Below are 25,306 nucleotides of genomic sequence, written 5' to 3'. Positions count from 1 at the left end.
GCCACGAGAGTAGCGTCGTTCCCGATGGCCAGCGACAAGATCTGCTGCCAGGGCGGCACCTCCCGTCACGAGAAGGGCAGGACCGGCCCCGGTCCTGGTGCTGCGGCTCCCGCCGACATGCCTGTGCGGGTCCGCGCGGGCTTACCCGCTCGAGGAGCGCTTCGTGACCGATCTCCGGACCTATGTGCTCGACACCTCCGTGCTGCTGTCCGACCCGTGGGCGTGCAGCCGGTTCGCCGAACACGAGGTGGTGGTGCCGCTGGTGGTGATCAGCGAGCTGGAGGCCAAACGCCACCACCACGAACTGGGCTGGTTCGCCCGTCAGGCGTTGCGCCTGTTCGATGATCTTCGGCTCGAGCACGGACGGCTGGATCAGCCGATTTCCGTTGGGACACAAGGCGGCACGCTTCACGTCGAACTGAATCACACCGACCCGTCGGTGCTGCCCGCCGGCTTTCGCACCGACAGCAACGACTCGCGGATCCTTAGCTGCGCCGCCAACCTCGCCGCCGAGGGCAAGCGAGTTACGTTGGTCAGCAAGGACATTCCGCTGCGGGTGAAGGCCGCAGCGGTGGGCCTGGCCGCCGACGAGTACCACGCGCAGGACGTCATCGTCTCCGGTTGGTCGGGGATGCAGGAGATCGAGACCGGCACCGACGACATCGACGCGCTCTACGCCGACGGTGAGATCGATCTGGTCGAAGCCAGAGACCTGCCCTGCCACACCGGGATTCGGCTGTTGGGCGGCAGCTCTCACGCGCTCGGGCGGGTCAACGCGGCAAAACGCGTCCAGTTGGTTCGCGGCGACCGCGAGGTGTTCGGGCTGCGCGGGCGTTCCGCCGAGCAGCGGGTGGCGCTGGACCTGCTGCTGGACGAGTCGGTGGGCATCGTGTCGCTGGGCGGCAAGGCCGGCACCGGCAAGTCGGCGCTGGCGCTGTGCGCGGGCCTCGAGGCGGTGCTCGAACGGCGCACTCACCGCAAGGTGGTGGTCTTCCGTCCGCTGTATGCGGTCGGCGGCCAGGAGTTGGGCTACCTGCCCGGCAGCGAGAGCGAAAAGATGGGCCCGTGGGCGCAGGCCGTGTTCGACACCCTCGAGGGCCTGGCCAGCCCGGCGGTGCTCGAGGAGGTGCTGTCCCGGGGCATGCTCGAGGTGCTGCCGCTGACCCACATCCGAGGCCGCTCGCTGCACGACTCGTTCGTGATCGTCGACGAGGCGCAGTCGCTGGAGCGCAACGTGCTGCTGACCGTGCTGTCCCGGTTGGGCACGGGATCGCGGGTGGTGCTGACCCACGACATCGCCCAGCGCGACAACCTGCGCGTCGGCCGCCACGACGGGGTCGCGGCGGTGATCGAGAAGCTCAAGGGGCATCCCCTGTTCGCCCACATCACGCTGCTGCGCAGCGAGCGCTCGCCAATCGCCGCGCTGGTCACCGAGATGCTCGAGGAGATCGCCGGACCGCACTGAGTGTGAATCCTTGGCATTGACTGTCACGTCAGGGCGGAAAACCCGCGCGAATCTCACCCTGGTGCGACGCTGAAAGCCCTGGTTACACGGTCAACGCGGCGGCGGCACGCCCAACCCCGGGTAGGCTTCCTACGTGCCGAAACGACCCGACAGCCAGGCCTGGCGCTATTGGCGGACCGTTTTGGGCGTCGTGGCGGCCGCCGCGGTGTTGGTGATCGGCGCCCTCACCGGTCACGTGACGCGGGCCGACAACCTCAGCTGCGCGGTCGTCAAGTGTGTCGCGTTCACGTTCGACGACGGGCCGGGGCCCTACACCGACCGGCTGCTGCAAATCCTGAAGGACGCCGACGCCAAGGCCACCTTCTTCCTGATCGGCAACAAGGTCGCCGCCAACCCGGCGGGCGCCAAGCGCGTCGCAGACGCGGGCATGGAGTTCGGCAACCACACCTGGGAACACCCCAACATGACCACCATCCCGCCCGGGGACATCGCGGGCCAGTTCTCCCGGAGCAACGACGCGATCACCGCCGCGACGGGCCGGGCCCCGTCGCTGTGGCGTCCGGCCGGCGGGCTGTCCAACGACGCCGTGCGGGCGACCGCGGGAAAGTTCGGGCTGGCCGAAATACTCTGGGACGTCATCCCTTTCGACTGGATCAATGACTCCAACACGGCCGCGACGCGGTACATGCTGATGACGTACATCAAGCCCGGCTCGGTGGTGTTGTTCCATGACACCTACTCGAGCACCGTCGACCTGGTGTACCAGTTCATCCCGGTGCTCAAGGCCAACGGCTACCGCTTGGTGACGGTCAGCGAACTGCTGGGGCCGCGGGCGCCGGGGAGCACGTACGGCGGCCGCGAAAACGGGCCACCGGCCAACCAATTGCGCGACATTCCGCCCGGCGAGATCCCGGCCCTGCCCAACACGTCCTCACCCAAGCCGATGCCGAACTTCCCGATTACCGACATCCCGGACCAGAACTCGGGCGGGCCGAACAACGGTGCCTAGCAGGCTTTGGGTCGGCGCGCGGCTATTTTTATAGGGTGTTCAGGCTGGGCTGGCTTCGGGCTCCAGCGGCGGGGCAGCGAAAATCCGCTCGCAGGTTGGCGATCCAGTACGCGATCGACCTCACGCTCGCGTACGTCGTGGCCGTCGCCGATGCCGCTGCCATCCTGATCCCGCTGCGCGGACACACGTCCGCCGCGGCTGACCTAGACATCGCGGAAAGAAACACGGCGCTGGTGCTGGCGCTGATCGCGGTGGGCGTCGTCGGGGTCGTGCTGGCCGGCGTCCGCAACCTGGCTCCCACGCTGCGGTGGTACGCCGCCGGGGACGAACCGACCGACGCGCAACGGGAAGCGGCGATGAGGATCCCCGGTCGCCAGTCGGCCATCCTCCTGCTCGCCTGGGGCGGGGCGGGGGCGATCTTCGCGGCGATGAACCTGGCCGGGGGGCCCGAGCTGATGCTGCCCATCGTTCTCGGGGTGCTGCTGGGTGCGCCGGCGGCCGCCGGCATGGGGATGCTGTTCGCGCAACGCACTTTGCGTCCCATCATGGGTGCCGCCACGCTCGGCCGCGAGCCGCGCATGGTGGTGCCAAGCGTGTTCGCGCGCCTGGTGTTGCTGTGGTTTTTGTGCAGCGCGCTGCCGGTCGGGGTGATCGCGGCCCTGGTCGTCCTTCGCTCGTACGGCTGGCTGATCCAGAAGTCCGCCTCGCTGGACGTGCCCGTGCTGGTGGTGTCACTGGCGGCGGTGCTGCTCGGTTTGCCGACGATGATTCTGACGTCGCGCTCCATTTCCGATCCCCTCAGCGAGGTCGTCGACGCGATGGCGGAGGTCGAACACGGCCGCATGGAAACCAAGGTGGGCGCCTACGAGCGATCCCAAATCGGGCGCCTGCAAACGGGATTCAACCGAATGGTCGCCGGGCTGGCCGAGCGGGATCGGCTGCGGGACCTGTTCGGGCGCCACGTCGGAACCGACGTCGCACAACGCGCCATTCAAGAGGGTGCGTCGCTGTCCGGCAACGTGGTCGAGGCGGGGGTCCTCTTCATCGACCTGGTCGGCTCCACGCAACTCGCGGAAAGCCGCCCCCCACAAGAGGTCGCCGAGGTGCTCAACGACTTCTTCCGGATCGTGGTCGACGCGGTCGACGAACACAACGGGCTGATCAACAAATTCGCCGGCGACGCCGCACTGGCCGTCTTCGGTGCCCCGTTGCGCACGCCGCAACCGGCGTCGGCGGCACTGGCGACGGCGCGTGCGTTGGCCAGCCGGCTGCGCCGGCTACCCGTCGTCGATTTCGGCATCGGCGTTTCGGCGGGCCGTGTCTTCGCCGGCAACGTCGGCGCCGAAAACCGCTACGAATACACGGTGATCGGCGACGCGGTCAATGAGGCGGCGCGGCTGGCCGACCTTGCCAAAACCGCCGAGCGGCGAATCCTTTGTTCGGCGGCGGCCATCGACCGGGCCGACGACGCGGAGCGCGCGCACTGGGCCGAGTGCTATTCCACCGTGTTACGCGGGCGCTCCGAGGCCACCCACGTGTCGGCGCCGGCGGGGCCAGTTAGTTCCTGACTTACTTCTTTACCTTCAGCGCCGCAACGACTTTGTTGATGATGCCCGCCGAAGCCGCGTCGCCGATGGGCGTCGCGCCCATGAAGATGGTGACCGGCTTCGTGTCGACCGCGATGATGACCACGGAGTCGCCCTTGACGTTGCGTGCCGGGTCGGCGATCGCGATGTCGGCGTCCACGCGGGCGGCCTTCACGCCGTCGACCGTGAGCGACGACGTCTTCGTCGGGCCCAGGGTCGGCGTGGCGTTCGCGTAGCCCGGTCCGTTGGCCACGCAGTCCAACAACTTCGACGCCTGCGCGGCGACGTCCATGCTGGAGACGAAGTTGGTGACGGCGACCTCCGCCTGCATCATCCACTGGTTGGCGCCGGGCACCTCCGCCCCCACGCCGACCGCGCCGATGAGGTTGGGGGACTGGTCATCCGAAAAACCCTGCCAACCGGGGGTGGCGCTGGCCGGGAACGACAGCTTGCCCGCGCTGATCGTGTCGCCGGAGGGCTTGTCGCCGCCGGACACGTTGGGCGTGCAGCCGGTCGCCGTCTGCTGGGAGCTGTTCGGCGACGACGAGGGGGCGCTCGTGGAGGACGGAACGGACGGGTTGGTCGAGGGGCCCGCCCTGTTGGGCTTGCTTCCGCTGTTGAGCCCGATCACCACGAGCACCACCAGCACGATGACGCCCAGCACCGCGATACCGGCGAGGACCAGCCACGGCGCCTTGGAGCGTGGCCCCGGCGGCGGCCCGGGCGGGTACGGCCCGCCCGGCCCTCCCGGCCAGCCCGGCGGAACCTGCTGGCCGGGAGGCGGGAACTGCTGGGGCTGGTAGGGGCCCGCCGGGTATGGGCCACCCGGCGCGGGGTAGGGGTATCCGCCGCCCGGCGGCGGACCGCCCGGCGGGGGGCCACCCGGTGGCGGACCGGCCGGTGGCTGGCCACCCGGGCCACCCCAATACGGGCCCTGCCCATAGGGATTCGCCCCGTAGGGATCCTGACCGTAGGGGCTGCCGGGGGGACCGCCGGGGGGATTTGTCATCGCCGAACCGCTCTCATCTATTCCTCCGGCTTCACTTTGGCCATCGCCAACACGTCGAGGCGGCGGTCCAGCTCGTCGAGCGACAGCTTGTCACCGATCAGGCCGCGGTCGATGACGGTCTGTCGGATGGTCTTGCGCTCCTTGAGCGCCTGCTTGGCCACCGCGGCGGCCTCCTCGTAGCCGATGGCCGAGTTCAGCGGCGTCACGATCGACGGCGACGACTCGGCAAGCTCGCTCAGATGCTCGACGTTGGCCCTGAGGCCGACGATGCAGCGCTCCGCGAACAGCCTCGAGACGTTGGTGAGCAGCTTGAAGGACTCGAGAATGTTGCGGGCCATCATCGGGATGTAGACGTTGAGCTCGAAGGCGCCGGACAACCCACCGACGGCGACGGCGGCGTCGTTGCCGATCACCTGCGCGGCGACCTGCGTAACCGCTTCCGGCAGAACGGGATTAACTTTGCCGGGCATGATCGAGCTGCCCGGCTGCAGGTCCGGCAGCTGGATTTCGGCCAGGCCGGTCAGCGGGCCCGATCCCATCCAGCGGACGTCGTTGGCGATCTTGGTCAACGACACCGCGATGGTGCGCAGCGCGCCGGAGGCCTCGACCAGTCCGTCGCGGGCGGCCTGGGCCTCGAAAGAGTTGACCGCCGGGCGCAATTCGCTCAGGCCGGTGGAAGCGACCAGGGTCTCGACCACCTTGACGCCGAACCCGTCGGGTGCGTTGAGGCCGGTGCCCACGGCGGTGCCCCCGATCGCGAGCTCACCCAGCCTCGGCAGTGTGGCCCGGACCCGTTCGATCCCGGCCTCGATCTGGCGGGCGTACCCGCTGAATTCCTGGCCCAGCGTGACGGGGACGGCGTCCATCAGGTGGGTGCGGCCGGACTTGACCACCGTGTGCCACTCGCGCGCCTTGCTCGCCAGCGCGTCGTGCAGCACCTCGAGCGCGGGGATGAGGTGACGTACCGCCGCTTCGGTCGCCGCGATATGGGTGGCCGTCGGGAAGGTGTCGTTGGACGACTGCGACATGTTGACGTCGTCGTTGGGATGCACCGTCACCCCGTTGGCGGCGGCGATGCTGGCGATCACCTCGTTGGTGTTCATGTTCGAGCTTGTCCCCGAACCGGTTTGGAAGACGTCGATGGGGAACTGGTCGTCGTGGCGGCCGTCGGCGATCTCGGCCGCGGCGGCGATGATCGCGTCGGCCTTCTCCGGCGCCAGCAGCCCCAGGTCCTTGTTCACCTGCGCGCACGCGCCCTTGAGCAGCCCCAGCGCCCGGATCTGGGTGCGCTCCAGGCCGCGGCCCGAGATCGGGAAGTTCTCGACCGCGCGCTGAGTTTGCGCGCGCCACAGGGCCTTTGCCGGCACCCGGACCTCGCCCATGGTGTCGTGCTCGATGCGGTACTCGGCGTCGTCAGTGGCCATAGATTTGGTGTTCCTCTTTCGTTGCGGGTCGGGTCAGGTTGGTCAGGGCAGGGGATAGGCGGCAGAGCTGTCGCCGGTGAAGTCGATCGCGGAGTACTCGTTGAGCTTGGACAGCCGGTGATAGGCCTCGATCAGGCGCACGGTGCCGGACTTCGAGCGCATCACGATCGACTGGGTGGTGCAGCCGCCGGGGTAGTACCGGACGCCCTTGAGCAGGTCGCCCTCGGTGACCCCCGTCGCGCAGAAGAAGACGTTCTCGCCGGACACCAGGTCCTCGGTGGTCAATATCTGGTCCAGGTCGTAGCCGGCGTCCAGCGCCTTGCGGCGCTCGGCGTCGTCAATGGGCGCCAGTTGCGCCTGGATGGCCCCGCCCATGCAGCGGATCGCCGCCGCGGCGATGATGCCCTCCGGCGTGCCGCCGATCCCGGCCAGCATGTCGGTGCCCGACTCCGGCCGGCACGCGGAGATGGCGCCGGCGACGTCGCCGTCGGTGATCAGCCGGATCCGGGCCCCGGTGGCCCGAACGTCTTCGATGAGCTGCGCGTGCCGCGGCCGGTCCAGGATGCACACCGTCATGTCGCGCACCGACAGGGCCTTGACCTTGGCGACGGCCTTGATGTTCTCGGCGATCGGGGCCGTGATGTCCAGCACGTTCGCGGCCTCGGGGCCGACGGCGATCTTGTTCATGTAGAACACCGCTGACGGGTCGAACATCGCGCCGCGGTCGGCCACCGCCAGCACGGAGATGGCGTTGGGCATGCCCTTGCTCATCAACGTGGTGCCGTCCACCGGGTCGACGGCGAAGTCGCACTCCGGGCCGTCACCGTTGCCGACCTCTTCGCCGTTGTAGAGCATCGGCGCCTGGTCCTTCTCGCCTTCGCCGATCACCACCACGCCGCGCATCGACACGGTGTTGACCAGCTCGCGGATGGCGTCCACGGCCGCGCCGTCGCCGCCCTCCTTGTCGCCACGGCCTACCCAGCGGCCGGCCGCCATGGCGCCGGCCTCGGTCACCCGGACCAGCTCCATCGCCAGGTTGCGGTCGGGGGCTTCACGGCGTTGGGGGCGATCGCTCATGGTTGCCGATTGTCCCAGAAGCGGATCGGTCTGCGGGAACTGGGATACTCGAGCTCATGACCGACGAGCCGCAGCCGAACGCCGAGGTAGGCGAGCCGGCGCCGGCACCCAAACCGGCAAAGCCCCGGCTGCTGCAGGACGGTCGCGACATGTTCTGGTCGCTGATGCCGCTGGTCGTCGGCTGCATCCTGCTGGCCGGCCTGGTCGGGATGTGTTCGTTTCAGCCGGTCGGGACCAACAAGGGCGCGGTCCCGTCCTACGACGCGGCGGCGGCCCTGCGGGCGGACGCCCAGGCGCTGGGCTTTCCGATTCGGCTGCCCCGGCTACCCGCCGGCTGGCACTCCAACTCCGGCGGCCGCGGCGGCATCGACAACGGCCGAACCGACCCCGCGACGGGTCAGCGGCTGCACGCGGCCACCTCGACGGTGGGCTACATCAGCCCGACGGGCATGTACCTGGGCCTGACCCAGAGCAACGCCGACGAGGACAAGCTCGTCGGGTCGGTCCACCCGTCGGCGTATCCGACCGGGACGGTCGGCGTAGACGGCGTCAACTGGGTCGTCTACCACGGCAGCGCGCAGGGCGCGCAAGCAGAGGGAGCCGCCGAGCCGGTATGGACCACCAGGCTCACCGGCCCGGGCGGCGCCACCCAGATCGCGATAACCGGTGCCGGCAGCGCCGACGAATTCCGTACCCTGGCCTCGGCGACGCAATCAGCGTCGCCGTTACCCGCGCGCTGAAAGAAGGCACCGCGTGACCGCACCCCAAGGAGACCTGTCCGGATGGTCGGTGGCACCGTTCACCGGAGGCGGCTACACCCACGACGTCTACCGCAAGGGCACCGGCCCCGGCGTGGTGCTGATACCGGAGATCCCCGGCATCCATCCCGCCGTGCTGGGCCTCGGTAATCACCTGGTGGACAACGGCTTCACCGTCGCCATGCCGTCGCTGTTCGGTGAGCCGGGCAAGCCGAAGACGCTCGGCTACATCATCAGCTCCATCACCCGGGCCTGTGTCGCAAGGGAATTCGCGGCCTTCGCCACCAACAAGGAGCGACCGGTGTCGTTGTTCCTGCGCGCGCTGGCCCGCGACCTCAACGCGTCGACGCCGGGCAAGGGCGTCGGCGTCATCGGCCAGTGCTTCACCGGCGGCTTCGCGCTGGCAGCCGCAGTCGACGACAGCGTTTTGGCCCCGGTGCTTTCCCAGCCGTCGGTACCGATGCCGCTGGGCCGCGCGCGCCGCGCCGACACCGGCCTGAGCGAATCCGAGATGACCACCGTGGCCGACCGGTGCGCCAACGACGGCCTGTGCGCGATGGGCCTGCGCTTCAGCGAGGACAGCGTCGTGCCGAGGGAGCGGTTCGCGGCGCTCAAAGCGCGCCTCGGCGACGCGTTCGAGGTCATCGAAATCGACTCGCGCCCAGGCAACGAGGGTGGCTTCGGCAGGATGGCGCACTCGGTGCTGACCGACGAGGTCCGCGAGGTCGACGGCCAACCTGCTTACGAGGCGCGCAAACGGGTAGTCGAGTTCCTAACCGAGCGGCTCACCTAGGGAAGTTCGAGATCATGGCGAGCGACGACCGCGTGGTCGAAACCACCCACGGCCCGGTCCGGGGCGCTGACGACGGGGGCGTCAGGACCTGGAGGGGCATCCGATACGCCGCGCCGCCCGTCGGCGACCTGCGGTTCCGGCGACCCGAGCCCCCGCAGCGGTGGGCGGAGATCGCCGACGCCACCAGCTACGGCCCCGCGTGCCCGCAACCCACCTTCCCCAACATGCCGCTGGAACTCGGTGCGCCGCAGGGTGAAGACTGCCTGCGCCTGAACGTCTTCGCGCCGGCGGGCACCGCGCCCGGCGACGCCAAACCCGTGATGGTGTGGCTGCACGGAGGCGCCTACGTCCTGGGATCGGCCAGCCAGCCGCTCTACGAGGGCCACCGGTTGGTCACGGGCGGCGACGTGATCGTCGTGACGGTCAACTATCGCCTTGGGGCGCTGGGCTTTCTCGACCTGTCGTCCTTTTCCACCGCGGGGCGCCGTTTCGATTCGAACATCGGGCTGCACGACGTGCTGGCGGCGTTGCGCTGGGTGCGCGACAACATCGCGGCGTTCGGGGGTGACCCCGAAAGGGTCACGCTGTTCGGCGAATCCGCCGGTGCGGGGATCGTCACCACGCTGCTGGGCGCCCCCGCGGCCGAGGGCCTGTTCGCCGGCGCGATCGCCCAGAGTTCGCCGGCCACATCGGTGTACGACCGCGACCGGGCCGAGCGCGTCGCCGTGAGCTTCCTCGACAAGCTGCGAATCGACCCGGCCGCGTTGCCCGACGCGCCGATCGAAGCGATCCTGGCCGCGTCGCAGCAAGTGTTCGACGAAGTGCCAGTGCGTAATCCGGGCTTGCTCGCGTTCGTCCCGATCGTCGACGGCGACCTGCTGCACGACTACCCGGTCAAACTGGCGCAGCAGGGCCGCTCGCACCCGGTGCCGTTGATCATCGGCACCAACAAGCATGAGGCGGCGCTCTTCCGGCTGATGCGCTCGCCGCTGATGCCGATCACCCCGCACGCGATCACGTCGATGTTCACCCAGATCGCCGCCGAACAGCCCGACCTGCAATTGCCCACCCAGGAGCAGATCGTGTCGGCCTACTCCGGATTGCGGCGCAAGGCCAGGTTTTTGAGCATCGCCACCGACGTCGGTTTCCGGATGCCGTCGGTGTGGCTGGCCGAGGGGCATAGCAGCGTCGCGCCGGTATATCTGTACCGGTTCGACTATTCGACGCCATTGCTGAAGCTGTTGCTGGTGAACGCCGCGCACGCCACCGAATTGCCTTACATATGGGGCAATCTCGGGGCACCAAAGGACCCGACCCTGAAGCTCGGCGGTGCCAAGACCGCCAAGGCGGTTTCGAAACGGGTGCGCACCAGGTGGGTCAACTTCGCCACCTACGGGAAGCCCGCGGGCTCCGACGGCGAGCCGGAGTGGACGCCCTACCAGGAGGCCGATCGGGCCTGCCTGATCATCGACAAGCGCGACACGATCGCCACCGATCTCGACGCGCAGATCCGGGCCGCCTGGGGCACCGAGATGGTGAGTTTCCGCTAAGTCGCGGTGTTCGCCCTCCGCCAGGGAAACCAATTGCGGCGCACGGGTTCGTCGTCGGGCGCATCGAGTTCGATGCCCTTGTACACCGCGAGGTAGACGTCGACGGTGGTGACGATGAGGATCATCAGCACCGGGCCGATGACGATGCCCCACGGGCCGAACATGGCGATTCCCGAGAACACCGCCAGCAGCATGAGGGCCGGATTCAGGCGCGCGTCGCGGGGAACCAGGATGGGCCGCAGGAAGTTGTCGATGTTGGTGACCACGATGAGGTGCCACAAGACGACGAAGGCGCCGCCGACGATGTTGCCGTAGAAGATCATTCCGATGCCAAACGGAATCGTCACGATTCCGCCGCCCAGCGGAATGATGGACAACGCGGTCAGCAGAACCGCGAAAATGAAGAAGCCGTGGTGAAAGCCGGCGACGTAGATGGACGCGGCGCCGGCGACACCCTGACACAGTGCGATCACGAACTGGCCGCTGACGGTGCCGCGCACCATCGCTCCGGCCTTCCTCAAGTACAGATCGGTGACCTCGTCGCCCAGCGGGTTGAGCTGGCCGATCAAAGTTCGCACCCTCTCCCTATTCACCAGCAGCGCGAGGAAAACGTACAGAAAAATGATGGCCGACGTGACCGCGCCGGCGATGCCGCCGACGGCGCCCTGCAAGAAATGAAGGAGCCATTCGCCGACGTTGCGGCCCACGGTGACCATTGCCTTGCGGAGCGTCTCCGCGGTTACCGTGGTGTGTGCGAAGGGAACCCGGGCCAGCAGGTCGTTGACCGCATGCAGGACTCGGTCGCCGAGCCCACTCAGATCGGTCGTCCTGACCCACCCGGCGATGCTGTCGACCATGCGCCGGATCTGCACGAACGCCAGGATCACCAGGAGCCCGACCGGCACGATGACGACGACCAACGCCGACAGCAGCGTGCAGGTGGCCGACAGTCCGGTGCCCAGACGTTTGTTGAACCAATTGAACAGCGGTGTGAACAAATGCGCCCCGACCGCGGCCACCACGATGAGCACGAAGTAGTTACGCAGGAAATACGCACCGAACAGCAGGGCGATCAGCGTGAGTACCGCAAGGGCGCGTTTTTGAGTGAGCGTGAATTCGGTGTTCATGCGAACCGGGCCGCCCTCCGCGTCGTCGCTGCTGAGCTGCACCTTAACGCCGGGCGGGGCGTCTCGTCAGCATCCGCGCCGCCTGGGCGCCGAGAGGGTGAGCTTCCGCTACTACGCGCGCCGGCGACTACTTCTGGCAGAAAGCGCGATGCCGATGCGCTGACGCCAACGCCTCGACGGTGCCAAGATGTCGGTATGGCCGACCGGCGGGTTCGCTACGCACGTAATGGCTCCGTCCGGCTGGCGTATCGCGAGTTCGGCGAGGGCGACACCACGCTCGTTTGGAACCCCGGTTGGTTCAGCAATGTCGACCTTGCGGACGAACCGGCAAGTCCGCTTATCTCTGTGGTAGAACAGCTGGCGGAGGTCACGCGGCTCATCGTGTGGGACAAACGGGGCACCGGCCTCTCCGATCCGGCCTCCCACGTCCCCCCGCTCGACGAGCGAATGGATGACCTCCATGCCGTTCTCGACGCCGCAGAGGCCGAACGTCCGTCCCTTTTCGGGATGTCCGAGGGTGGCCCGATGAGCCTCTTGTTCGCGGCGACGTACCCCGAACGCGTTCATTCACTGGTGATGTACGGCGTGTCGGCGCGGTTCTCCCAAGAGTTGCCGGATTGGCCCTTTGGGTTTACCGCCGAAGAGAAGGCCCGCCATCTGGAAGATATCGAAAGTCACTGGGGTGAGGGCGCGCTCGCTGAGCTATTCTTCGGTGACTTCGCCGGCCTACCGGGATTTCGCGAACTCTACGGCCGGTATCAGCGGGCGAGCGCGAGCCCCACGATGGCCGCGTGGCTGTGGCAGGCGCTGCTGGAGATCGATGTCCGCGCCATACTGGGTACCGTTCGCGCCCCGACGCTAGTCCTGGCGAGGCCCGGTGATCGCATTTCTCCATTGGAGGGCGCGCGGGCGTTGGCCGCTGCCATTCCCGGGGCCGAATTCAAGACACTGCCCGAGGGGCCGCATTCCCAGGTGGACGAGGTGGTGGGTGCGGCGATCCTCGACTTCGTCTGCGGCACATCGGGTGTCGCCGTCGACGAACGTGTGGTCAAGACGGTGCTGTTCACCGACATCGCCAGTTCCACCGAGCTGCTCAGCGCTCGTGGCGATGCTCACTGGCGTCGCCAGCTCGATGCGCATGACAAAGCCGTCGACTGGCTGGTGGAGAAGTACGGCGGCCGCCGAGAGAAGCACACGGGAGACGGGGTCTTCGCGCTCTTCGACGGGCCGACCAAGGCGGCCCGCTGCGCGTTGGAAATGGTGCCGGCCCTCGCCACGCGCGGCATCCGCATCCGGGCGGGTGTGCACACTGGTGAATGCCAGCGACGCGGCAATGAGTGGAGCGGCATGGCCGTGCACACCGGCGCGCGGATCGGCGCGTTGGCGGGCGCGGGTGAGGTATTGGCCAGCCGCACCGTCCGCGATCTGTCCGCCGGATCGGGCCTTACATTCGAAAGCCTTGGACCACAACGCCTCAAAGGCCTACCGGAAGAGGTCGACGTCTACCGGCTCACCGCACCGACAAGCGGCCCAGGCTAGTTCTTTCCGCCCGCCGCGGCCTGACTCTTCATCTGGCCGAACAGGTCCACGTAGTACGGGAGGCATTCGGACATCGCCTTGTCGGTGGTGAACAGCGGCTCGTATCCGAGGTCGCGCCGTGCCTTGTCGATCGAGAAGTAGTTGTCCAGATACAACCGCTCGATGGCCAGCGGCTCCAGCAGCGGCGCGGGTATCCCGAACCGGAAATGCAGCCGCTGCCAACCGCTCATCGCCGCGCGCACCATCGGGCCGTTCACGCGCACCCGGGGCCAGTTCACGCCGCAGGCCTCCACCACGGGCCGGGCGAACTCGAACATGTTGATCGGGTCGGCGTCGTTGATGAAGTACGCCTGACCGGGCGCCGTCCCGCCGGGGACCAGGTGCTGGGCGGCCAGGATGAAACCGTGAATCAGGTTGTGCACGTAAGAGTTGTCGAGTCGCGCCGACTTTCGGCCGATCAGCACCTTGACGTGCCCGGCGATCACGCTTTCGAACAGCCGGCGAAACATCGTCTGATCGCCGCGGCCCCAGATGCCGCTGGGCCGGATAGCACAGGTCAGCATGTCCCCAACACCGTTCTGCGCCAACACGAATCGCTCGGCGACCACCTTGGTCTCGGTGTAGAGGTCGTTGAACCTGTTGGTATACGGCAGCGTCTCGTCACCCCCGGCGATGTTCTGCCCGCCCATCACCACGCTGTTCGACGAGGTGTAGACGAACCGCTTCACCCCGGCCCGCTGCCCGGCGTGCACCAGGTTCTCCGTGCCGCCGACGTTGACCGCGAAACTGCGCTGACGGTATTCGTCGGTGACCGACGCCCCGCCCATCAGCTCGATCAGCGCGGCGGTGTGGAACACCGTGTCGATGCCGTCGACCGCCGCGGCGCAGACGCCCGCGTCGGTGACGTCGCCCTGCAGGACCTCCAGCTGCGGATGCGCCTCAAGCGGCGAGGGGGCGCGGTCGAAGGAACGCACCTGGTATCCGCGGTCGAGCAGGCTGGTCACCAGGTTCGCGCCGACAAACCCCGAGCCGCCGGTGACCAGGACGCGCCCGAGTTCGGTTGTCAGTGATGGATCACCCATAGTTCGCGAAGCATAGTCCACTGGAACGTGTTCCAGTGTCGGGCGCCCTCAGCCCTCGCCGGGCTCGCCGGCCGCCAGCGCGTCCTCGACCCGCTTGCGCGCGCCAGCTAAGTGCTCTTCGCACCTTTTGGCCAGCTGCTCGCCCCTTTCCCACAGCCGCAGCGACGCGTCGAGGTCCAGCCCACCCTGCTCCAGCAGCCGCACCACCTCGATCAGCTCGTCGCGGCACGCCTCATAGCCAAGCTGACTAATGGGAGTAATTGATTCGACCGATTCCTCATCGTTAGGCGCCATCAGAAACCCCCTCGCTCACCGCCGCCACGGCGCCGTCGGCCACCCGCACCCGCAGCCGCGTTCCCGGCGGCGCGTCGGCGACCGAACGCAGCACCGCCGCGGGTCCCGCTTGGGGGACGGCCTGCACGACGGCGTAGCCGCGGGCCAGGGTCGCCGCCGGGCCCAGCGTGGCCAGCCGCGCGCCCAGGTGTCCGACGCGGTCGGCCTCGGCCGCGACGAGGCGCCTGATGTCGCGGCGCACCGCCGAGCGGGCGCGGTGGATCTCGTCGGCACGGGTGGCCAGGGCCGTCAGTGGCTCGGCCAGCACGGGGCGGCTGCGCAGCTGGGTCAGCGCGCGTTGTTCGCGGGACACCCAGTTGCGCAGGGCCTGCGCGCTGCGCCGGCGCATGTCATCGATCAGCCGCTGTTCGGCGGCGGTGTCGGGCACCACCCGCTTGGCGGCGTCGGTGGGGGTCGCGGCCCGCAGGTCGGCGACCAGATCGCACAGCGGGTTGTCGGGCTCGTGCCCGATCGCGCTGATCACCGGGGTGCGGCAGGCAGCGATCGCGCGGCACAGGGTCTCGTCGGAGAACGGCAGCAGGTCCTCCACGCTGCCGCCACCCCGGGCCACCACGATCACGTCGACGTCGGCGTCGCGGTCGAGTTCGGCCAGCGCCTCGACGATCTGCGCGACCGCGTTGGGCCCCTGCACGGCGGTGTTGCGCACGGCGAAACGCACGCCGGGCCAGCGGGCGGCGGCCACCGTCGTCACGTCGTGTTCGGCGGCGCTGGCCCGGCCGGTGATCAGCCCGATCATGTTGGGCAGGAAGGGGATTGGTCGCTTGAGTCGAGGGTCGAACAGTCCTTCGGCGTCGAGCAGCCGGCGGAGCCGGTCGATGCGGGCCAGCAGTTCGCCGATGCCGACCGCGCGAATCTCACTGAGCCGCAACGAGAATGTGCCGCGGCCGGTGTAGAACGACGGCTTGCCGCAGACCACCACCTGGGTGCCTTCGGCGAGTTTCACCGGTGCGTTTGCCACCAGGTCGCGCGAACACGTCACGGTCAGCGACATGTCGGCCGCCGGGTCGCGCAGCACCATGAACACCGTCTTCGAGTCGGGCCGCATCGTGATCTGGGCCAGCTGCCCCTCGACCCAGACGATGCCCAGCCTGTCGATCCAGCCCGCGACGCGGACCGCCACCGCGCGCACCGGAAAGGGGTTCTCCGCGGAGTTGGGTTCGGGACCAGACGCTCGGGTCACTTCGCGTTCGCGCGGGTGATCCTGTTGGCGAGGAGCGTCTGGAACGGCGCCCGGGCCTTGGTGGCCTGTTCGTAGGACAGCAGGGCCTCGAGCTCGTCGACGCTCAGCGACTGCAGCCTGGCGCGCAGTTGGGCCAGCGTCAGCGCCGGGTAGTCGAGTTCGGTCGCCACCGCGGGCTGCGCGACCGTGGGCTTCGCCGCCGGCTTCTTGGCTTGCTTCGCGGGATTGACGAGCGCGCTAGCGTCCTCGTGGGCATCGGCCACCGAGTACAGCGCGAACCGGCCCTCGGCGCGCCGGTCGGCTTCGTCGCCGTCCGCCGCTGGGATCCCGTCGTCTTCGGGCAGGTCCTCGTCGAAGGTCGCCCACTCCGGCTTCTCGTCCTTGGGCGGAAAGATCGACTCTAGGGTGCTGTCGCCCTTGATCACCAGCTCGGCGAGGTTCTGCTGAAACCGCATCACAATGTGCGCCGCCGTGCTGGCCAGCGTCATGGGGTACATCAGGATGGTTTTCGGCAGCTTCATGGTCTCCTCGACAGCGACTGTCGCCGCGCCGACTATCAGCCGAACTCCGTACGGTGCAGTAGCCATGGGTCCAAGACTGCCTCAACCGGCGGATAAGTCCAAGCCGACCGCCGGCCGGTACCCTGAATGTCATGCCGCCGACCGTTGACATGGGAATTCCCGGTGCAGCCAGCTCGGTTGCCAGCGACCCGATCGGCAAACGGGTGCTCCTGGCGGAGCCGCGTGGCTACTGCGCGGGCGTGGACCGGGCCGTCGAGACGGTGGAGCGCGCCCTGGAGAAGCACGGCGCCCCCGTCTACGTGCGCCACGAGATCGTGCACAACCGGCACGTCGTCGACACGCTGAAAAAGGCCGGCGCTGTCTTCGTCCAGGAGACCGACGAGGTCCCCGAGGGCGCCATCGTCGTCTTCTCCGCGCACGGCGTCGCGCCGACCGTCTACGCCGCGGCCGCCGAACGCAACCTGCAGACCATCGATGCCACCTGCCCGCTGGTGACGAAGGTGCACAACGAGGCCAGGCGCTTCGCGCGGGACGACTACGACATCCTGCTCATCGGCCACCAGGGGCACGAGGAAGTCATCGGGACGGCCGGCGAGGCGCCCGAGCACGTGCAGCTGGTCGACGGCGTGGCCGCCGTGGACGACGTCACGGTGCGCGACGAGAACAAGGTGGTGTGGCTCTCGCAGACCACGCTCTCGGTCGACGAAACGATGGAGATTGTCGAGCGGCTGCGGCAACGTTTTCCCAAGCTGCAGGACCCGCCCAGCGACGACATCTGCTACGCGACCCAGAACCGCCAGGTCGCGGTCAAGGCGATGGCGCCCGAGTGCGAGCTGGTCATCGTCGTCGGGTCGCGCAACTCGTCGAATTCGGTGCGGCTGGTCGAGGTGGCTTTGGGCGGCGGCACGGCGGCCGCCCACCTGGTCGACTGCGCCGACGACATCGACCCGGCGTGGCTGGAGGGCGTCACGACGGTCGGCGTCACCTCCGGTGCGTCGGTGCCCGAGGTGCTGGTGCGCGGTGTGCTGGAGCGGCTCGCCGACTGCGGCTTCGACGTGGTGCAGCCGGTGACGACGGCCCAGGAGACGTTGGTGTTCGCGCTGCCCCGGGAAATCCGGTCGCGCCGCTAGCCCTCGTACTCCCAGGGTCGTGCCGACCGTGTAGGGCTCCGGCGTTCGGAACGCGGCTGAACCGCGTCCTCGTCCAGCGGGGCATCCCCGCGGTAGCGCACCCGTGAGATCGGGTGGTGTGTCGAATTGCCATTACCGCTCGGTGCGGGACGACGACGCCGGGGCTCGTACGACTCGTACGACTGGTACCGGTCGAAGCGCTCGGGCGCGCCGGGCGGCTCGTACGGCTCGTAGCCGTCGAACCGGCTGCTCCGTGGCGCCGGCCGGTCGTAGGGATCGCGGCGGGCGCGGGACTCGCGGCGGGTGTCGCGCGGCGGCTGGACCCGCGGGTCGGGATCGCCCGGCGGCCTGGGGCGGCGCCGCGGCCGCGGCGGGGGCTCGGCGGGATCGAAGTCACGGGGCGGTGCCGGGCGCCGGCGCCGCGGCCGCTCCGTCGTGGGATCTGCGTGGTCGTCCTCCAGCGGCGGGCGCCCGTGCCGGGAGTGGCTTCGGCTGGACCGTGTGCCGGACCGCCTGCCGCGCGCGGTCGTCCGGCCGTCCCGGGCGGAGGCCCTGGCGGACCGGGCTCGTTTGGGCGTGGCCGGTGCGTCCTCGGCATCGTCCTCGCGAGCACTGACGCCGAAAAACGAATTCAGTTTCGCCCCAACGGCTCCGACAAACGACGGGGATCCGTTAGCCGCTCCCGCGGCGTCGTCCGCGGCGACCGACGTGCCCTGCGACTTCCCGAAATACCAGCGCACCAGGCCGATCAGCAGCACCCCGCCGGCGGTGCCCAGCATCAGCGGGAAGCGCTCGATGAGCGGATAGCCGCAGTTGATCAGGAGGTCCTTGAGGTTGCCGAGCTTGCGTCCGTGGAACATCCAGTAGGCGCCGGGGACCGCGCAGAAAAGAATCAGCGGTGGCTGAATGATCGCGGTGAACACGCCCTCCTGCCGCACGGCCAGCACCGCGGCCACGCAACCGGCTATATAGAAGGCCGCGAAGATGTGCGTCAGGTCCTTGTGACCCATTCCGGCGTCGACCGCGTAACCGATGGCGGTCGTGGACACCGCGATGAGCAGGGCCGCCCACCACGGCACACCTGGGATCCCGGGGTGGACCGAGCGGTGGTTGGCCGCAACCGCCGATCTTTCCCGCTGTGCTGACACATGTAGACCGTACCGGGAATGAGCCGAAACGCTCGTAAAGACCTTGTTAGCGACGGCTGGCGTGCCCCCGCAATATCAAAGCCGCACGCACGAACGAACCGCCACGGCCGGCCCCTTAGACTTGGTTCCCCGTGAGCCTCAGCCTTGGAATCGTGGGCCTGCCCAATGTCGGCAAGTCGACGCTGTTCAACGCGCTGACCCGCAACAACGTGGTGGCGGCGAACTATCCGTTCGCGACGATCGAACCGAACGAGGGTGTGGTTTCGCTGCCCGACCCGCGGCTGGCCAAGCTGGCGGAGCTTTACTCCTCCGAGCGCATCGTCGCGGCGCCGGTCACGTTCGTCGACATCGCCGGGCTGGTCAAGGGCGCGTCGGAGGGGGCCGGACTGGGCAACAAGTTCCTGGCCCACATCCGCGAATGCGACGCCATCTGCCAGGTGGTGCGGGTCTTTTCCGACGACGATGTGACCCACGTCGCAGGCGAGGTGGATCCCAAGTCCGACATCGAGGTCGTCGAGACCGAGTTGATCCTGGCCGACCTGCAGACCCTCGAGCGCGCGTTGCCGCGGCTGGAGAAGGAAGCGCGCACCAGCAAGGAGCGCAAGCCCGTGCACGACGCGGCCGTCGCCGCGCAGTCGGTGCTGGACGGGGGCAAGACGCTGTTCGCCGCGGGGGCTGACGTCTCCCTGCTGCGGGAGCTGAACCTGCTGACCATCAAGCCGTTCCTGTACGTCTTCAACGCCGACGAGGCGGTGCTGACCGACGCCGCGCGGGTCGCCCAGCTGCGCCAGCTCGTCGCACCGGCCGACGCCGTATTCCTCGACGCCGCAATCGAATCCGAGCTGGTCGAGCTCGACGACGAGTCGGCCGCCGAGCTGCTGGAGTCGATCGGGCAGACCGAGCGCGGCCTCGACGCGCTGGCCCGAGCGGGATTTCACACGCTCAAGCTGCAGACGTTCCTGACGGCGGGGCCAAAAGAGGCGCGGGCGTGGGTAATTCATCAGGGCGACACCGCGCCCAAGGCCGCCGGGGTGATCCACACCGACTTCGAGAAGGGCTTCATCAAGGCCGAGATCGTGTCCTACGACGACCTGATCGCCGCGGGGTCCATGGCGGCGGCCAAAGCGGCCGGCAAGGTCCGCATGGAGGGCAAGGACTACGTGATGGCCGACGGCGACGTGGTGGAGTTTCGGTTCAACGTCTAGTCGCCCCAAGAAGTAATGCAGAAGGGCCTCCAGCTGTCGTCCCTGCATGCGAACATTTCGCCAGGGCATCTCTTCTGGGAAGGCGCGATGGAAAGCGAATCATCAATAGTCGGCGTCAGCGACTGGGACTCACCACCGCCACTCGGCACCACCGAGCACGCGCTCTGGCTCGCTCATTGGCACTTTCAGTTCGAGAACCCAGACCAGCTGCCGATGCTCGAACAGCTCTACCACGACGAGATCGTGTGGGAGGTTCCCTCCCGCCGAGTGATTCACCGCGGTAAGAAGGACGTGCTGGAAAACTATGCGAAGATCTTCGCGAGTTGCGCGGAGCCGAAGGTCGTTCCGGTCGAACGCTATGGCACACCCGAGCGCGTGTTCGACGATCTCGAGATGACCTTCAAGCTGATCGATGGCGAAGGGTTTCCCAATCACCCACTGCCGGTTGGCACCCGGATTGCGCTCAGGGTCGTGCACAACTTTCACATCCAAGATGGACTGATCATTCGGGAAAACGGCTACGAAATGTGGCGGCCCGATATCAGTTGGTAAAGCCGCGACCGTACTGTCTGACGGCGACGTGGTGGAGTTCCGGTTCAACGTCTAGTCAGTGGCCCAAGAAGTAGGCCCTTCCAACTGGACAGGTGTCCAGCTATCGTGACCTTCACGTTGATGTGAGCGGAGACGGTCTGAGATGAGCAAGGTTCCGAGCCGCGAGGCTCGTTTGGCGCACGCTTCCAAACACGCCGACCTGTGGAATCAGGGCAAGAAGGACGAGTGGGTCGCGTCGTGGCGCACGATCTGCCCCGGTGAGGTCCGCATGTTCGACCCCGTCGGCACCGAGGAGAAGCACGGTTTCGCCACCGCCACCTCGGAGGCTTTCGACATGTTCCAGTCGATCTTGACGATCAAGATGATCACGGTGCAGGTCAACGGAAACGAGATGGCCTGGGTTTGCGAGAACCACTTTGGTACCGAGCCGAACGTCCAAATGGCTTACAGCATCGAGACGTTTGCCTGGGACGACGACGGCAACCTGCTCATCAAGACGTACTATCCGATGCCGGAATCCGTTGGTGCCGAAGCGGACCCGTATGCCCATCTGTTGGAAGGGCAGCAGTAATCCTACGGTGCCGCTACGCGATGGCGGGCGGAAGAACGCTTGGCTCCCCCGACTGGCTACTCGTCTTGGTCAGGGTAAAGCGGTGCGCAATGGGTTGGCTGCTGTGGTCCGTATATCCGCAGGCGGCCTCGGTGCGGACGACGACCATCGTGCCCGTCCCCGCGCTGGGGTCCCACGTCCATTCTTCGAAGCCCCGATGCGTCGTGCCGTCATTGCACCGCCACGCCGCGGGATTCGGCGGAAGGGCTAGATGCCACCGATCGGCGTAGAACTGGGCCCGGCCCGAGGAGTTGGAGAAAGTGACTTGGGTGCAGCCGATACCGCACGACGTGGCCTTGAATGTCAGATCCTGCAGGCTTCCGTCGACGAAGTGGACGGTATACATCCCGTTCACCACCTCGTCGGCGGCCATCACCGGGTCGGCCGATGCAGGCGCCGCGAGCGGGATAGCCATGGCGGCCAGCGCGACGGTCGTTACGCGGATCTTCCTCATCGGCATTCCTAACTTGGTAGCCCTCCGGCAGCACGATACGACCATGTCAGCGGAAAAAACAGGCCCGGGAATGGGTTTGCTGCGATCGGCATTCGCGGAATGCGGCGTTAAGGTAAGGCGTGGTCGTAGACAGCGGCGCCGAGGCGTTGGGCGAACTCGGACCGCGTGCAGCCGAGTTGGATAACCGCGAAGAGGCTCTCGCGCGGCGCGAGAGCGAGCTGTCCAGGCGCGAGCGGGTCGCCGACGAGCGCGATCGCGTCGCCGACGAGCGGGACCGCATCGCCGACGATCGTGAGCAGGCGGCCGACGACCGCGAGGTGCGCGCGGACGAACGCGAGGGTGCGACCGCGCAGCGCGAGCGCGCGCGACTGCGCCGCGTCGACGAAGGGGCGGAGCGCGAGCGCGCCGCCGCCAAACGGGAGAACGCCGAAATCAGGCGTGCGGTTGCCGAGACACGACGGGGCCTGCAGCATCTCGCGTCGTCGCTGGAGGAAGGGAACGCGAAATAGTGGGCTCCTGGGGCATGGCGAACGTAGAACCGTGGGTTGCGGGCGCGCTGGGCGGGTTGGCCTTCTTGGCCTTCGGACTGACCGCCGGCCCGAGCCCGTCGGCCCAGGCGGCCCCGGCCCCCGTCCCCGGCAATCACTGGTGCCCGGGCGATCCGTGGGACCCGGGCTGGGGCACCGCCTACAACTGGGACTGGAACCACTGCCACGACTGGCAGGGCCTGCCGGATCCGGCCGGCTGGGGACCATGGGGCCCCCCGCCGGGGTGGGCACCGCCGCAGCCGCCCCCACCGTCCTGGGCGCCCGGGGCTCGGTTGATGTGGAATCCGACGCTCAATAGTTGGGGATTCTGGAACAACGGGGTCTGGACCTCGATCTAGCCGTAATTGTCGGGGCCTCCGCCTAGCCTTGCCGTCGACGCAGAACACCGCGCGCCGATCGCCACAGGGAGGGCTCCATGAAGTTCGTTTCGACCCGCATCATCACCGCCGACGTCAACAGGCTCGTCAACTTCTACGAAATGGTCACCGGGGTGTCCGCGGCATGGGCGAACGAGCTTTTCGCCGAGATTCCGACCCCGGTTGGCACGTTGGCCATCGGCAGCGACAAGACGGTGCCGCTGTTCGGGGCGGGATCCGCCGAGCCGGCGGCCAACCGCAGCGCGATCGTGGAATTCCTGGTCGAGGACGTGGACGCGGAATACGAGCGGCTTCGCGGCGGGGTCGGCGAGGTGGTGACCGAACCGACGACCATGCCGTGGGGAAACCGGGCGCTGTTGTTCCGCGATCCGGACGGCAATCTGGTCAACCTGTTCACGCCCGTCACGGACGCGGCCCGCGCCAAGTTCGGAGTGTGACTGTCGCGCAATAGGTTTCGACGAGTCAGCGCCGCTTGGCGGCATGCGCACGCACCGACGGGGCGATCCAGTCCTCGAGGAAGCTGCGGAGCCTCCTTCCCGTGCGTGCGGGGCGTCCGGGGTCCACGATGAGCGACTGCAGCACGCGCAGCATGACCTCGACGAGTTCATCCAGCTTGCTTTCCGCGAATCCCGCTGCAGCCCAATCGACTTCGAACCGCTGCAAGATCGACCGACCGAACGAGATCGCCATGTCCGAGGTCACCCCGGCCGTCAGCGCGCTGGCCTTACCAGGCTGCATGACCAGGCTGAGGTACTTGTCGTGGGCGATCTGCTCGTAGGTGTAGGCGATGCCGTCCACGACGGCCTCGGTGGGGTCGGTGATCGACCCCAGATGGGCGGCAAGCCGATCCAGGAATCCCTCGACGGCCGAAAGGGCCGTCGCACCCAAGAGCGCCTCCTGGGTAGGAAAGTAGCGATAGACGGTCTGACGCGTGACGCCCAGGCTTTGGGCGACCTCGGAGACGCTCACGGTGCCGCTCTCGTCGATGGCGGTCCGTGCCGCGTCGATGATGCGAGCGACCGCTTCGTCGTCGTCCGCCGGGATGTCTCCCGACCAGCCGTGTCGTCGCATTGCGTGATCGTCGCACAACGGGGCCTCGAGGCTTGACAATACAAACTGTCATGATTGTATGGTCAGATGGCTCCTGTGAGTAGCACCGACGAGACTCTGACACGGCGCGGGCTGCGCCACGCCCTGGATGGCACGACGGACCTGGCCGATCGGGAACTGAGGGTGCCGCTGCACTATTACCGCGATCCGAAGATCACCGAGATCGAGGAGTCGCAGATCCTGCGCAGGGTGCCGTTGGCTATCGTTCCGTCGGCGCAGGTGCCGGAGAAGAACGACTACGTGGTCCGCTCGGTGCTGGGCGATTCGCTGCTGGTGACCCGGGACCGCACTGGCGCCAGCCACGTCTTGCTCAACTACTGCCGCCACCGCGGGGCCATGCCCGCGTGCGGATCGGGCAACGCGTCGCGATTCGTATGTCCCTATCACGCCTGGACATACCGGAACACCGGCGAGCTGTTCATGGTTCCGGGCAAGGCCGGCTTCGATTCCATGGATCCGAAGGAATACGGGTTGGTCGAACTGCCGTCCGAGGAGCGCCACGGCTTCATCTGGGCGGTGCTGGCCGCCGATGCGACCATCGACGTCGACGCGCACCTGGGCGCCCTCGACGCCGAGCTGGCGCTGTGGAACTACGAGGCCTACGGGTACCACACGCAGCGCGAGTTCACATCCGAGGTGTCATGGAAGGGCGCGTTGGAGGCGTTCGCCGAGGGATACCACTTTCCCTATGTCCACGGCGGCAGCCTCATCGGACAGAACACGCTGGCCAATACCATGGTCTACGACGAGTTCGGCAAGCATCACCGCATCGGCTTCCCGTTCAACTGGATCACCAACGTCGACGCCGACCCCACCGTGTCGACGGAACCGCTGATGAACATGGGCGTGATCTATTGGGTCTATCCGAACCTCATCCTCGCGAACAGCCCTGTGGGCGTGGAAATTATCGACATCTTGCCCGATGGCGAGCCGACGCGCTGCACGGTCCGGCACAGCTGGATGGCCCGCGTCCCGGCAACCGACGACGACATGAGGGCCGGCTACGACGCGGTCTACGAAGGGGTGCACGCGGCCGTTCGCGACGAGGACTTCGCGATGCTGCCCCAGTGCGGCGAGGGCGTCCGGCGCGGCCAGCACGACCACATGATCATCGGCCGCAACGAGATTGGCGTCCAGCACATGATCAAAGTGTTCGGCCAAGAACTCGGCGTGGCGCTGCAATGACGGCACCCAAGCGGCCCCAGCAGCTGGATTCGGCGCTGCTGCCGGTCATCTTCCGCCACATGAGCAGAGCGCAGGTGTGGGTGTACCGCAAGACGAAGGGCCGCATCGGGGGCAAGTGGCGGATTGGCGCCGGCTTCCGCAAACCGGTGCCGACGCTGCTGCTCGAACACCGGGGCCGCAAATCGGGCAAGCTGTTCACGGTGCCGCTGCTCTATCTACGCGATGGACCGGACGTGGTCGTGGTCGCCTCCCAAGGGGGGCTGCCGAACCATCCGCAGTGGTATCGCAATCTGGTCGCCGGCCCCGATACGACCGTGCAAATCGGGGGCGAGCGGCGGCCGGTGCGCGCGGTGACCGCCGACGTAGCGCAGCGCAGCCGCCTGTGGCCGCGACTGGTCGAGCTCTACGCGGACTTCGACACCTATCAGAGTTGGACCGAACGCGAGATTCCGGTCGTGGTCTTGCGGCCGCGCTCGGGGAGCCCCGCCGGCTGACCGAGTTTCTCTTCTAGAA

The 25,306-nt window shown here is 67.8% G+C and carries 27 protein-coding genes; 16 read left to right on the top strand and 11 right to left on the bottom strand.

Annotation, left to right across the window (positions count from 1 at the left end; genetic code table 11):
• Positions 1-163 precede the first annotated feature (163 nt).
• The 3 genes from phoH2 (at position 164) to AC5Y5E_RS21950 (ending at position 4,042) form a co-directional block, all read left to right on the top strand.
• Positions 164-1,465, top strand: coding sequence for an RNA 5'-3' helicase PhoH2 (gene phoH2, locus AC5Y5E_RS21960; protein WP_066941045.1), 1,302 nt, complete (start codon positions 164-166; stop codon positions 1,463-1,465).
• Between the two features lie 133 nt (positions 1,466-1,598).
• Positions 1,599-2,474: a polysaccharide deacetylase family protein gene (locus AC5Y5E_RS21955; protein WP_499904964.1), complete on the top strand. Its 876-nt coding sequence runs from the start codon at positions 1,599-1,601 to the stop codon at positions 2,472-2,474.
• 95 nt (positions 2,475-2,569) lie between these two features.
• On the top strand, positions 2,570-4,042 hold the full coding sequence (locus AC5Y5E_RS21950; protein WP_499904962.1) for an adenylate/guanylate cyclase domain-containing protein: 1,473 nt from the start codon (positions 2,570-2,572) through the stop codon (positions 4,040-4,042).
• A 1-nt stretch (position 4,043) separates the two neighbouring features.
• Here the strand turns inward: AC5Y5E_RS21950 and AC5Y5E_RS21945 are convergent, their stop codons facing one another.
• From AC5Y5E_RS21945 to glpX, 3 genes are read right to left on the bottom strand one after another with little or no spacing between them, the layout of a single operon-like run.
• Complete coding sequence (locus AC5Y5E_RS21945; protein WP_499904960.1) at positions 4,044-5,069, bottom strand: hypothetical protein; 1,026 nt, start codon at positions 5,067-5,069, stop codon at positions 4,044-4,046.
• A 17-nt stretch (positions 5,070-5,086) separates the two neighbouring features.
• On the bottom strand, positions 5,087-6,493 hold the full coding sequence (locus AC5Y5E_RS21940) for a class II fumarate hydratase (RefSeq protein ID WP_499904958.1): 1,407 nt from the start codon (positions 6,491-6,493) through the stop codon (positions 5,087-5,089).
• A 42-nt stretch (positions 6,494-6,535) separates the two neighbouring features.
• Positions 6,536-7,570, bottom strand: coding sequence for a class II fructose-bisphosphatase (gene glpX, locus AC5Y5E_RS21935; RefSeq protein ID WP_499904956.1), 1,035 nt, complete (start codon positions 7,568-7,570; stop codon positions 6,536-6,538).
• Positions 7,571-7,626: 56 nt separating this feature from the next.
• Here glpX and AC5Y5E_RS21930 point away from each other — a divergent pair, with 56 nt between their 5' ends.
• From AC5Y5E_RS21930 to AC5Y5E_RS21920, 3 genes are read left to right on the top strand one after another with little or no spacing between them, the layout of a single operon-like run.
• Entirely contained in the window at positions 7,627-8,310 is a 684-nt protein-coding gene (locus AC5Y5E_RS21930; protein WP_499904954.1) for a DUF4245 domain-containing protein, read from the top strand.
• 13 nt (positions 8,311-8,323) lie between these two features.
• The gene (locus AC5Y5E_RS21925) at positions 8,324-9,121 is read left to right on the top strand and encodes a dienelactone hydrolase family protein (RefSeq protein ID WP_499904952.1); all 798 of its coding nucleotides are present in this window, start codon (positions 8,324-8,326) and stop codon (positions 9,119-9,121) included.
• A gap of 14 nt (positions 9,122-9,135) precedes the next feature.
• Positions 9,136-10,671 carry a carboxylesterase/lipase family protein gene (locus AC5Y5E_RS21920; protein ID WP_499904951.1) on the top strand — a complete coding sequence of 512 codons (1,536 nt, stop codon included), beginning with the start codon at positions 9,136-9,138 and terminating at the stop codon, positions 10,669-10,671.
• Here AC5Y5E_RS21920 and AC5Y5E_RS21915 read toward each other — a convergent pair.
• The gene (locus AC5Y5E_RS21915) at positions 10,668-11,798 is read right to left on the bottom strand and encodes an AI-2E family transporter (RefSeq protein WP_499905051.1); all 1,131 of its coding nucleotides are present in this window, start codon (positions 11,796-11,798) and stop codon (positions 10,668-10,670) included. The two genes, AC5Y5E_RS21920 and AC5Y5E_RS21915, sit on opposite strands and share 4 nt — an antisense overlap.
• A 195-nt stretch (positions 11,799-11,993) precedes the next feature.
• Between AC5Y5E_RS21915 and AC5Y5E_RS21910 the strand changes: the two genes are divergently transcribed.
• Positions 11,994-13,337 carry an adenylate/guanylate cyclase domain-containing protein gene (locus AC5Y5E_RS21910; protein ID WP_499904949.1) on the top strand — a complete coding sequence of 448 codons (1,344 nt, stop codon included), beginning with the start codon at positions 11,994-11,996 and terminating at the stop codon, positions 13,335-13,337.
• On the opposite strand, the gene AC5Y5E_RS21905 is transcribed toward AC5Y5E_RS21910, so the two are convergent.
• From AC5Y5E_RS21905 to AC5Y5E_RS21890, 4 genes are read right to left on the bottom strand one after another with little or no spacing between them, the layout of a single operon-like run.
• A complete protein-coding gene (locus AC5Y5E_RS21905) occupies positions 13,334-14,419 on the bottom strand; it encodes a 3-beta-hydroxysteroid dehydrogenase (RefSeq protein ID WP_499904948.1) in 1,086 nt (361 codons plus the stop codon). The two genes, AC5Y5E_RS21910 and AC5Y5E_RS21905, sit on opposite strands and share 4 nt — an antisense overlap.
• Positions 14,420-14,467: 48 nt before the next feature.
• On the bottom strand, positions 14,468-14,713 hold the full coding sequence (locus AC5Y5E_RS21900) for an exodeoxyribonuclease VII small subunit (protein WP_499904947.1): 246 nt from the start codon (positions 14,711-14,713) through the stop codon (positions 14,468-14,470).
• The gene (gene xseA, locus AC5Y5E_RS21895) at positions 14,703-15,953 is read right to left on the bottom strand and encodes an exodeoxyribonuclease VII large subunit (protein ID WP_499904945.1); all 1,251 of its coding nucleotides are present in this window, start codon (positions 15,951-15,953) and stop codon (positions 14,703-14,705) included. Before xseA ends, AC5Y5E_RS21900 begins: the two co-directional genes overlap by 11 nt.
• Positions 15,950-16,540, bottom strand: a complete 591-nt coding sequence (locus AC5Y5E_RS21890; protein WP_499904944.1) for a lipid droplet-associated protein — start codon at positions 16,538-16,540, stop codon at positions 15,950-15,952. Before AC5Y5E_RS21890 ends, xseA begins: the two co-directional genes overlap by 4 nt.
• A 65-nt stretch (positions 16,541-16,605) precedes the next feature.
• On the opposite strand from AC5Y5E_RS21890, the gene AC5Y5E_RS21885 reads away from it, so the two are divergent.
• Positions 16,606-17,604, top strand: a complete 999-nt coding sequence (locus AC5Y5E_RS21885) for a 4-hydroxy-3-methylbut-2-enyl diphosphate reductase (protein WP_499904942.1) — start codon at positions 16,606-16,608, stop codon at positions 17,602-17,604.
• Here the strand turns inward: AC5Y5E_RS21885 and AC5Y5E_RS21880 are convergent.
• Positions 17,601-18,752 carry a DUF6542 domain-containing protein gene (locus AC5Y5E_RS21880; RefSeq protein WP_499904940.1) on the bottom strand — a complete coding sequence of 384 codons (1,152 nt, stop codon included), beginning with the start codon at positions 18,750-18,752 and terminating at the stop codon, positions 17,601-17,603. The two genes, AC5Y5E_RS21885 and AC5Y5E_RS21880, sit on opposite strands and share 4 nt — an antisense overlap.
• 131 nt (positions 18,753-18,883) lie before the next feature.
• Between AC5Y5E_RS21880 and ychF the strand changes: the two genes are divergently transcribed.
• The 3 genes from ychF to AC5Y5E_RS21865 all read left to right on the top strand — a co-directional run bounded on the left by ychF (position 18,884) and on the right by AC5Y5E_RS21865 (position 21,080).
• Complete coding sequence (ychF, locus tag AC5Y5E_RS21875) at positions 18,884-19,957, top strand: redox-regulated ATPase YchF (protein WP_499904938.1); 1,074 nt, start codon at positions 18,884-18,886, stop codon at positions 19,955-19,957.
• Between the two features lie 15 nt (positions 19,958-19,972).
• A complete protein-coding gene (locus tag AC5Y5E_RS21870) occupies positions 19,973-20,509 on the top strand; it encodes a nuclear transport factor 2 family protein (RefSeq protein WP_499904937.1) in 537 nt (178 codons plus the stop codon).
• A gap of 142 nt (positions 20,510-20,651) precedes the next feature.
• The gene (locus tag AC5Y5E_RS21865; RefSeq protein WP_499904936.1) at positions 20,652-21,080 is read left to right on the top strand and encodes a hypothetical protein; all 429 of its coding nucleotides are present in this window, start codon (positions 20,652-20,654) and stop codon (positions 21,078-21,080) included.
• A gap of 13 nt (positions 21,081-21,093) precedes the next feature.
• Here AC5Y5E_RS21865 and AC5Y5E_RS21860 read toward each other — a convergent pair whose 3' ends face one another.
• Positions 21,094-21,573, bottom strand: a complete 480-nt coding sequence (locus tag AC5Y5E_RS21860; protein ID WP_499904934.1) for a hypothetical protein — start codon at positions 21,571-21,573, stop codon at positions 21,094-21,096.
• A gap of 119 nt (positions 21,574-21,692) precedes the next feature.
• On the opposite strand from AC5Y5E_RS21860, the gene AC5Y5E_RS21855 reads away from it, so the two are divergent.
• From AC5Y5E_RS21855 to AC5Y5E_RS21845, 3 genes are all read left to right on the top strand, one after another.
• A complete protein-coding gene (locus tag AC5Y5E_RS21855; RefSeq protein ID WP_499904932.1) occupies positions 21,693-22,082 on the top strand; it encodes a hypothetical protein in 390 nt (129 codons plus the stop codon).
• 14 nt (positions 22,083-22,096) lie between these two features.
• Positions 22,097-22,459: an Mtp family mycobacterial-type pilin gene (locus AC5Y5E_RS21850; protein ID WP_499904930.1), complete on the top strand. Its 363-nt coding sequence runs from the start codon at positions 22,097-22,099 to the stop codon at positions 22,457-22,459.
• A 77-nt stretch (positions 22,460-22,536) separates the two neighbouring features.
• On the top strand, positions 22,537-22,935 hold the full coding sequence (locus tag AC5Y5E_RS21845) for a VOC family protein (RefSeq protein WP_499904929.1): 399 nt from the start codon (positions 22,537-22,539) through the stop codon (positions 22,933-22,935).
• A gap of 25 nt (positions 22,936-22,960) precedes the next feature.
• Here the strand turns inward: AC5Y5E_RS21845 and AC5Y5E_RS21840 are convergent, their stop codons facing one another.
• Complete coding sequence (locus AC5Y5E_RS21840; RefSeq protein WP_499904928.1) at positions 22,961-23,569, bottom strand: TetR/AcrR family transcriptional regulator; 609 nt, start codon at positions 23,567-23,569, stop codon at positions 22,961-22,963.
• A gap of 66 nt (positions 23,570-23,635) precedes the next feature.
• Between AC5Y5E_RS21840 and AC5Y5E_RS21835 the strand changes: the two genes are divergently transcribed.
• Both AC5Y5E_RS21835 and AC5Y5E_RS21830 read left to right on the top strand, forming a co-directional pair.
• Positions 23,636-24,793, top strand: coding sequence for an aromatic ring-hydroxylating oxygenase subunit alpha (locus AC5Y5E_RS21835; protein ID WP_499904926.1), 1,158 nt, complete (start codon positions 23,636-23,638; stop codon positions 24,791-24,793).
• Positions 24,790-25,287, top strand: coding sequence for a nitroreductase family deazaflavin-dependent oxidoreductase (locus AC5Y5E_RS21830; RefSeq protein WP_499904925.1), 498 nt, complete (start codon positions 24,790-24,792; stop codon positions 25,285-25,287). The genes AC5Y5E_RS21835 and AC5Y5E_RS21830 overlap by 4 nt, the downstream gene beginning before the upstream one ends.
• Positions 25,288-25,306: the final 19 nt, after the last annotated feature.

It is taken from the genome of Mycobacterium sp. NGS54 (assembly GCF_059812465.1).
This window is presented reverse-complemented; position numbering and strand designations above follow the sequence as displayed.

Bases quoted from the DNA above. Each gene is read 5' to 3' on its own strand.
- AC5Y5E_RS21945 (WP_499904960.1), bottom strand. From the start codon at position 5,069: ATGACAAATCCCCCCGGCGGTCCCCCCGGCAGCCCCTACGGTCAGGAT.
- AC5Y5E_RS21940 (WP_499904958.1), bottom strand. From the start codon at position 6,493: ATGGCCACTGACGACGCCGAGTACCGCATCGAGCACGACACCATGGGC.
- glpX (WP_499904956.1), bottom strand. From the start codon at position 7,570: ATGAGCGATCGCCCCCAACGCCGTGAAGCCCCCGACCGCAACCTGGCG.
- AC5Y5E_RS21930 (WP_499904954.1), top strand. From the start codon at position 7,627: ATGACCGACGAGCCGCAGCCGAACGCCGAGGTAGGCGAGCCGGCGCCG.
- AC5Y5E_RS21920 (WP_499904951.1), top strand. From the start codon at position 9,136: ATGGCGAGCGACGACCGCGTGGTCGAAACCACCCACGGCCCGGTCCGG.
- AC5Y5E_RS21915 (WP_499905051.1), bottom strand. From the start codon at position 11,798: ATGAACACCGAATTCACGCTCACTCAAAAACGCGCCCTTGCGGTACTC.
- AC5Y5E_RS21910 (WP_499904949.1), top strand. From the start codon at position 11,994: ATGGCCGACCGGCGGGTTCGCTACGCACGTAATGGCTCCGTCCGGCTG.
- AC5Y5E_RS21905 (WP_499904948.1), bottom strand. From the start codon at position 14,419: ATGGGTGATCCATCACTGACAACCGAACTCGGGCGCGTCCTGGTCACC.
- AC5Y5E_RS21900 (WP_499904947.1), bottom strand. From the start codon at position 14,713: ATGGCGCCTAACGATGAGGAATCGGTCGAATCAATTACTCCCATTAGT.
- AC5Y5E_RS21890 (WP_499904944.1), bottom strand. From the start codon at position 16,540: ATGGCTACTGCACCGTACGGAGTTCGGCTGATAGTCGGCGCGGCGACA.
- AC5Y5E_RS21885 (WP_499904942.1), top strand. From the start codon at position 16,606: ATGCCGCCGACCGTTGACATGGGAATTCCCGGTGCAGCCAGCTCGGTT.
- AC5Y5E_RS21870 (WP_499904937.1), top strand. From the start codon at position 19,973: ATGCAGAAGGGCCTCCAGCTGTCGTCCCTGCATGCGAACATTTCGCCA.
- AC5Y5E_RS21865 (WP_499904936.1), top strand. From the start codon at position 20,652: ATGAGCAAGGTTCCGAGCCGCGAGGCTCGTTTGGCGCACGCTTCCAAA.
- AC5Y5E_RS21860 (WP_499904934.1), bottom strand. From the start codon at position 21,573: ATGAGGAAGATCCGCGTAACGACCGTCGCGCTGGCCGCCATGGCTATC.
- AC5Y5E_RS21850 (WP_499904930.1), top strand. From the start codon at position 22,097: ATGGCGAACGTAGAACCGTGGGTTGCGGGCGCGCTGGGCGGGTTGGCC.
- AC5Y5E_RS21845 (WP_499904929.1), top strand. From the start codon at position 22,537: ATGAAGTTCGTTTCGACCCGCATCATCACCGCCGACGTCAACAGGCTC.
- AC5Y5E_RS21840 (WP_499904928.1), bottom strand. From the start codon at position 23,569: ATGCGACGACACGGCTGGTCGGGAGACATCCCGGCGGACGACGACGAA.
- AC5Y5E_RS21835 (WP_499904926.1), top strand. From the start codon at position 23,636: ATGGCTCCTGTGAGTAGCACCGACGAGACTCTGACACGGCGCGGGCTG.
- AC5Y5E_RS21830 (WP_499904925.1), top strand. From the start codon at position 24,790: ATGACGGCACCCAAGCGGCCCCAGCAGCTGGATTCGGCGCTGCTGCCG.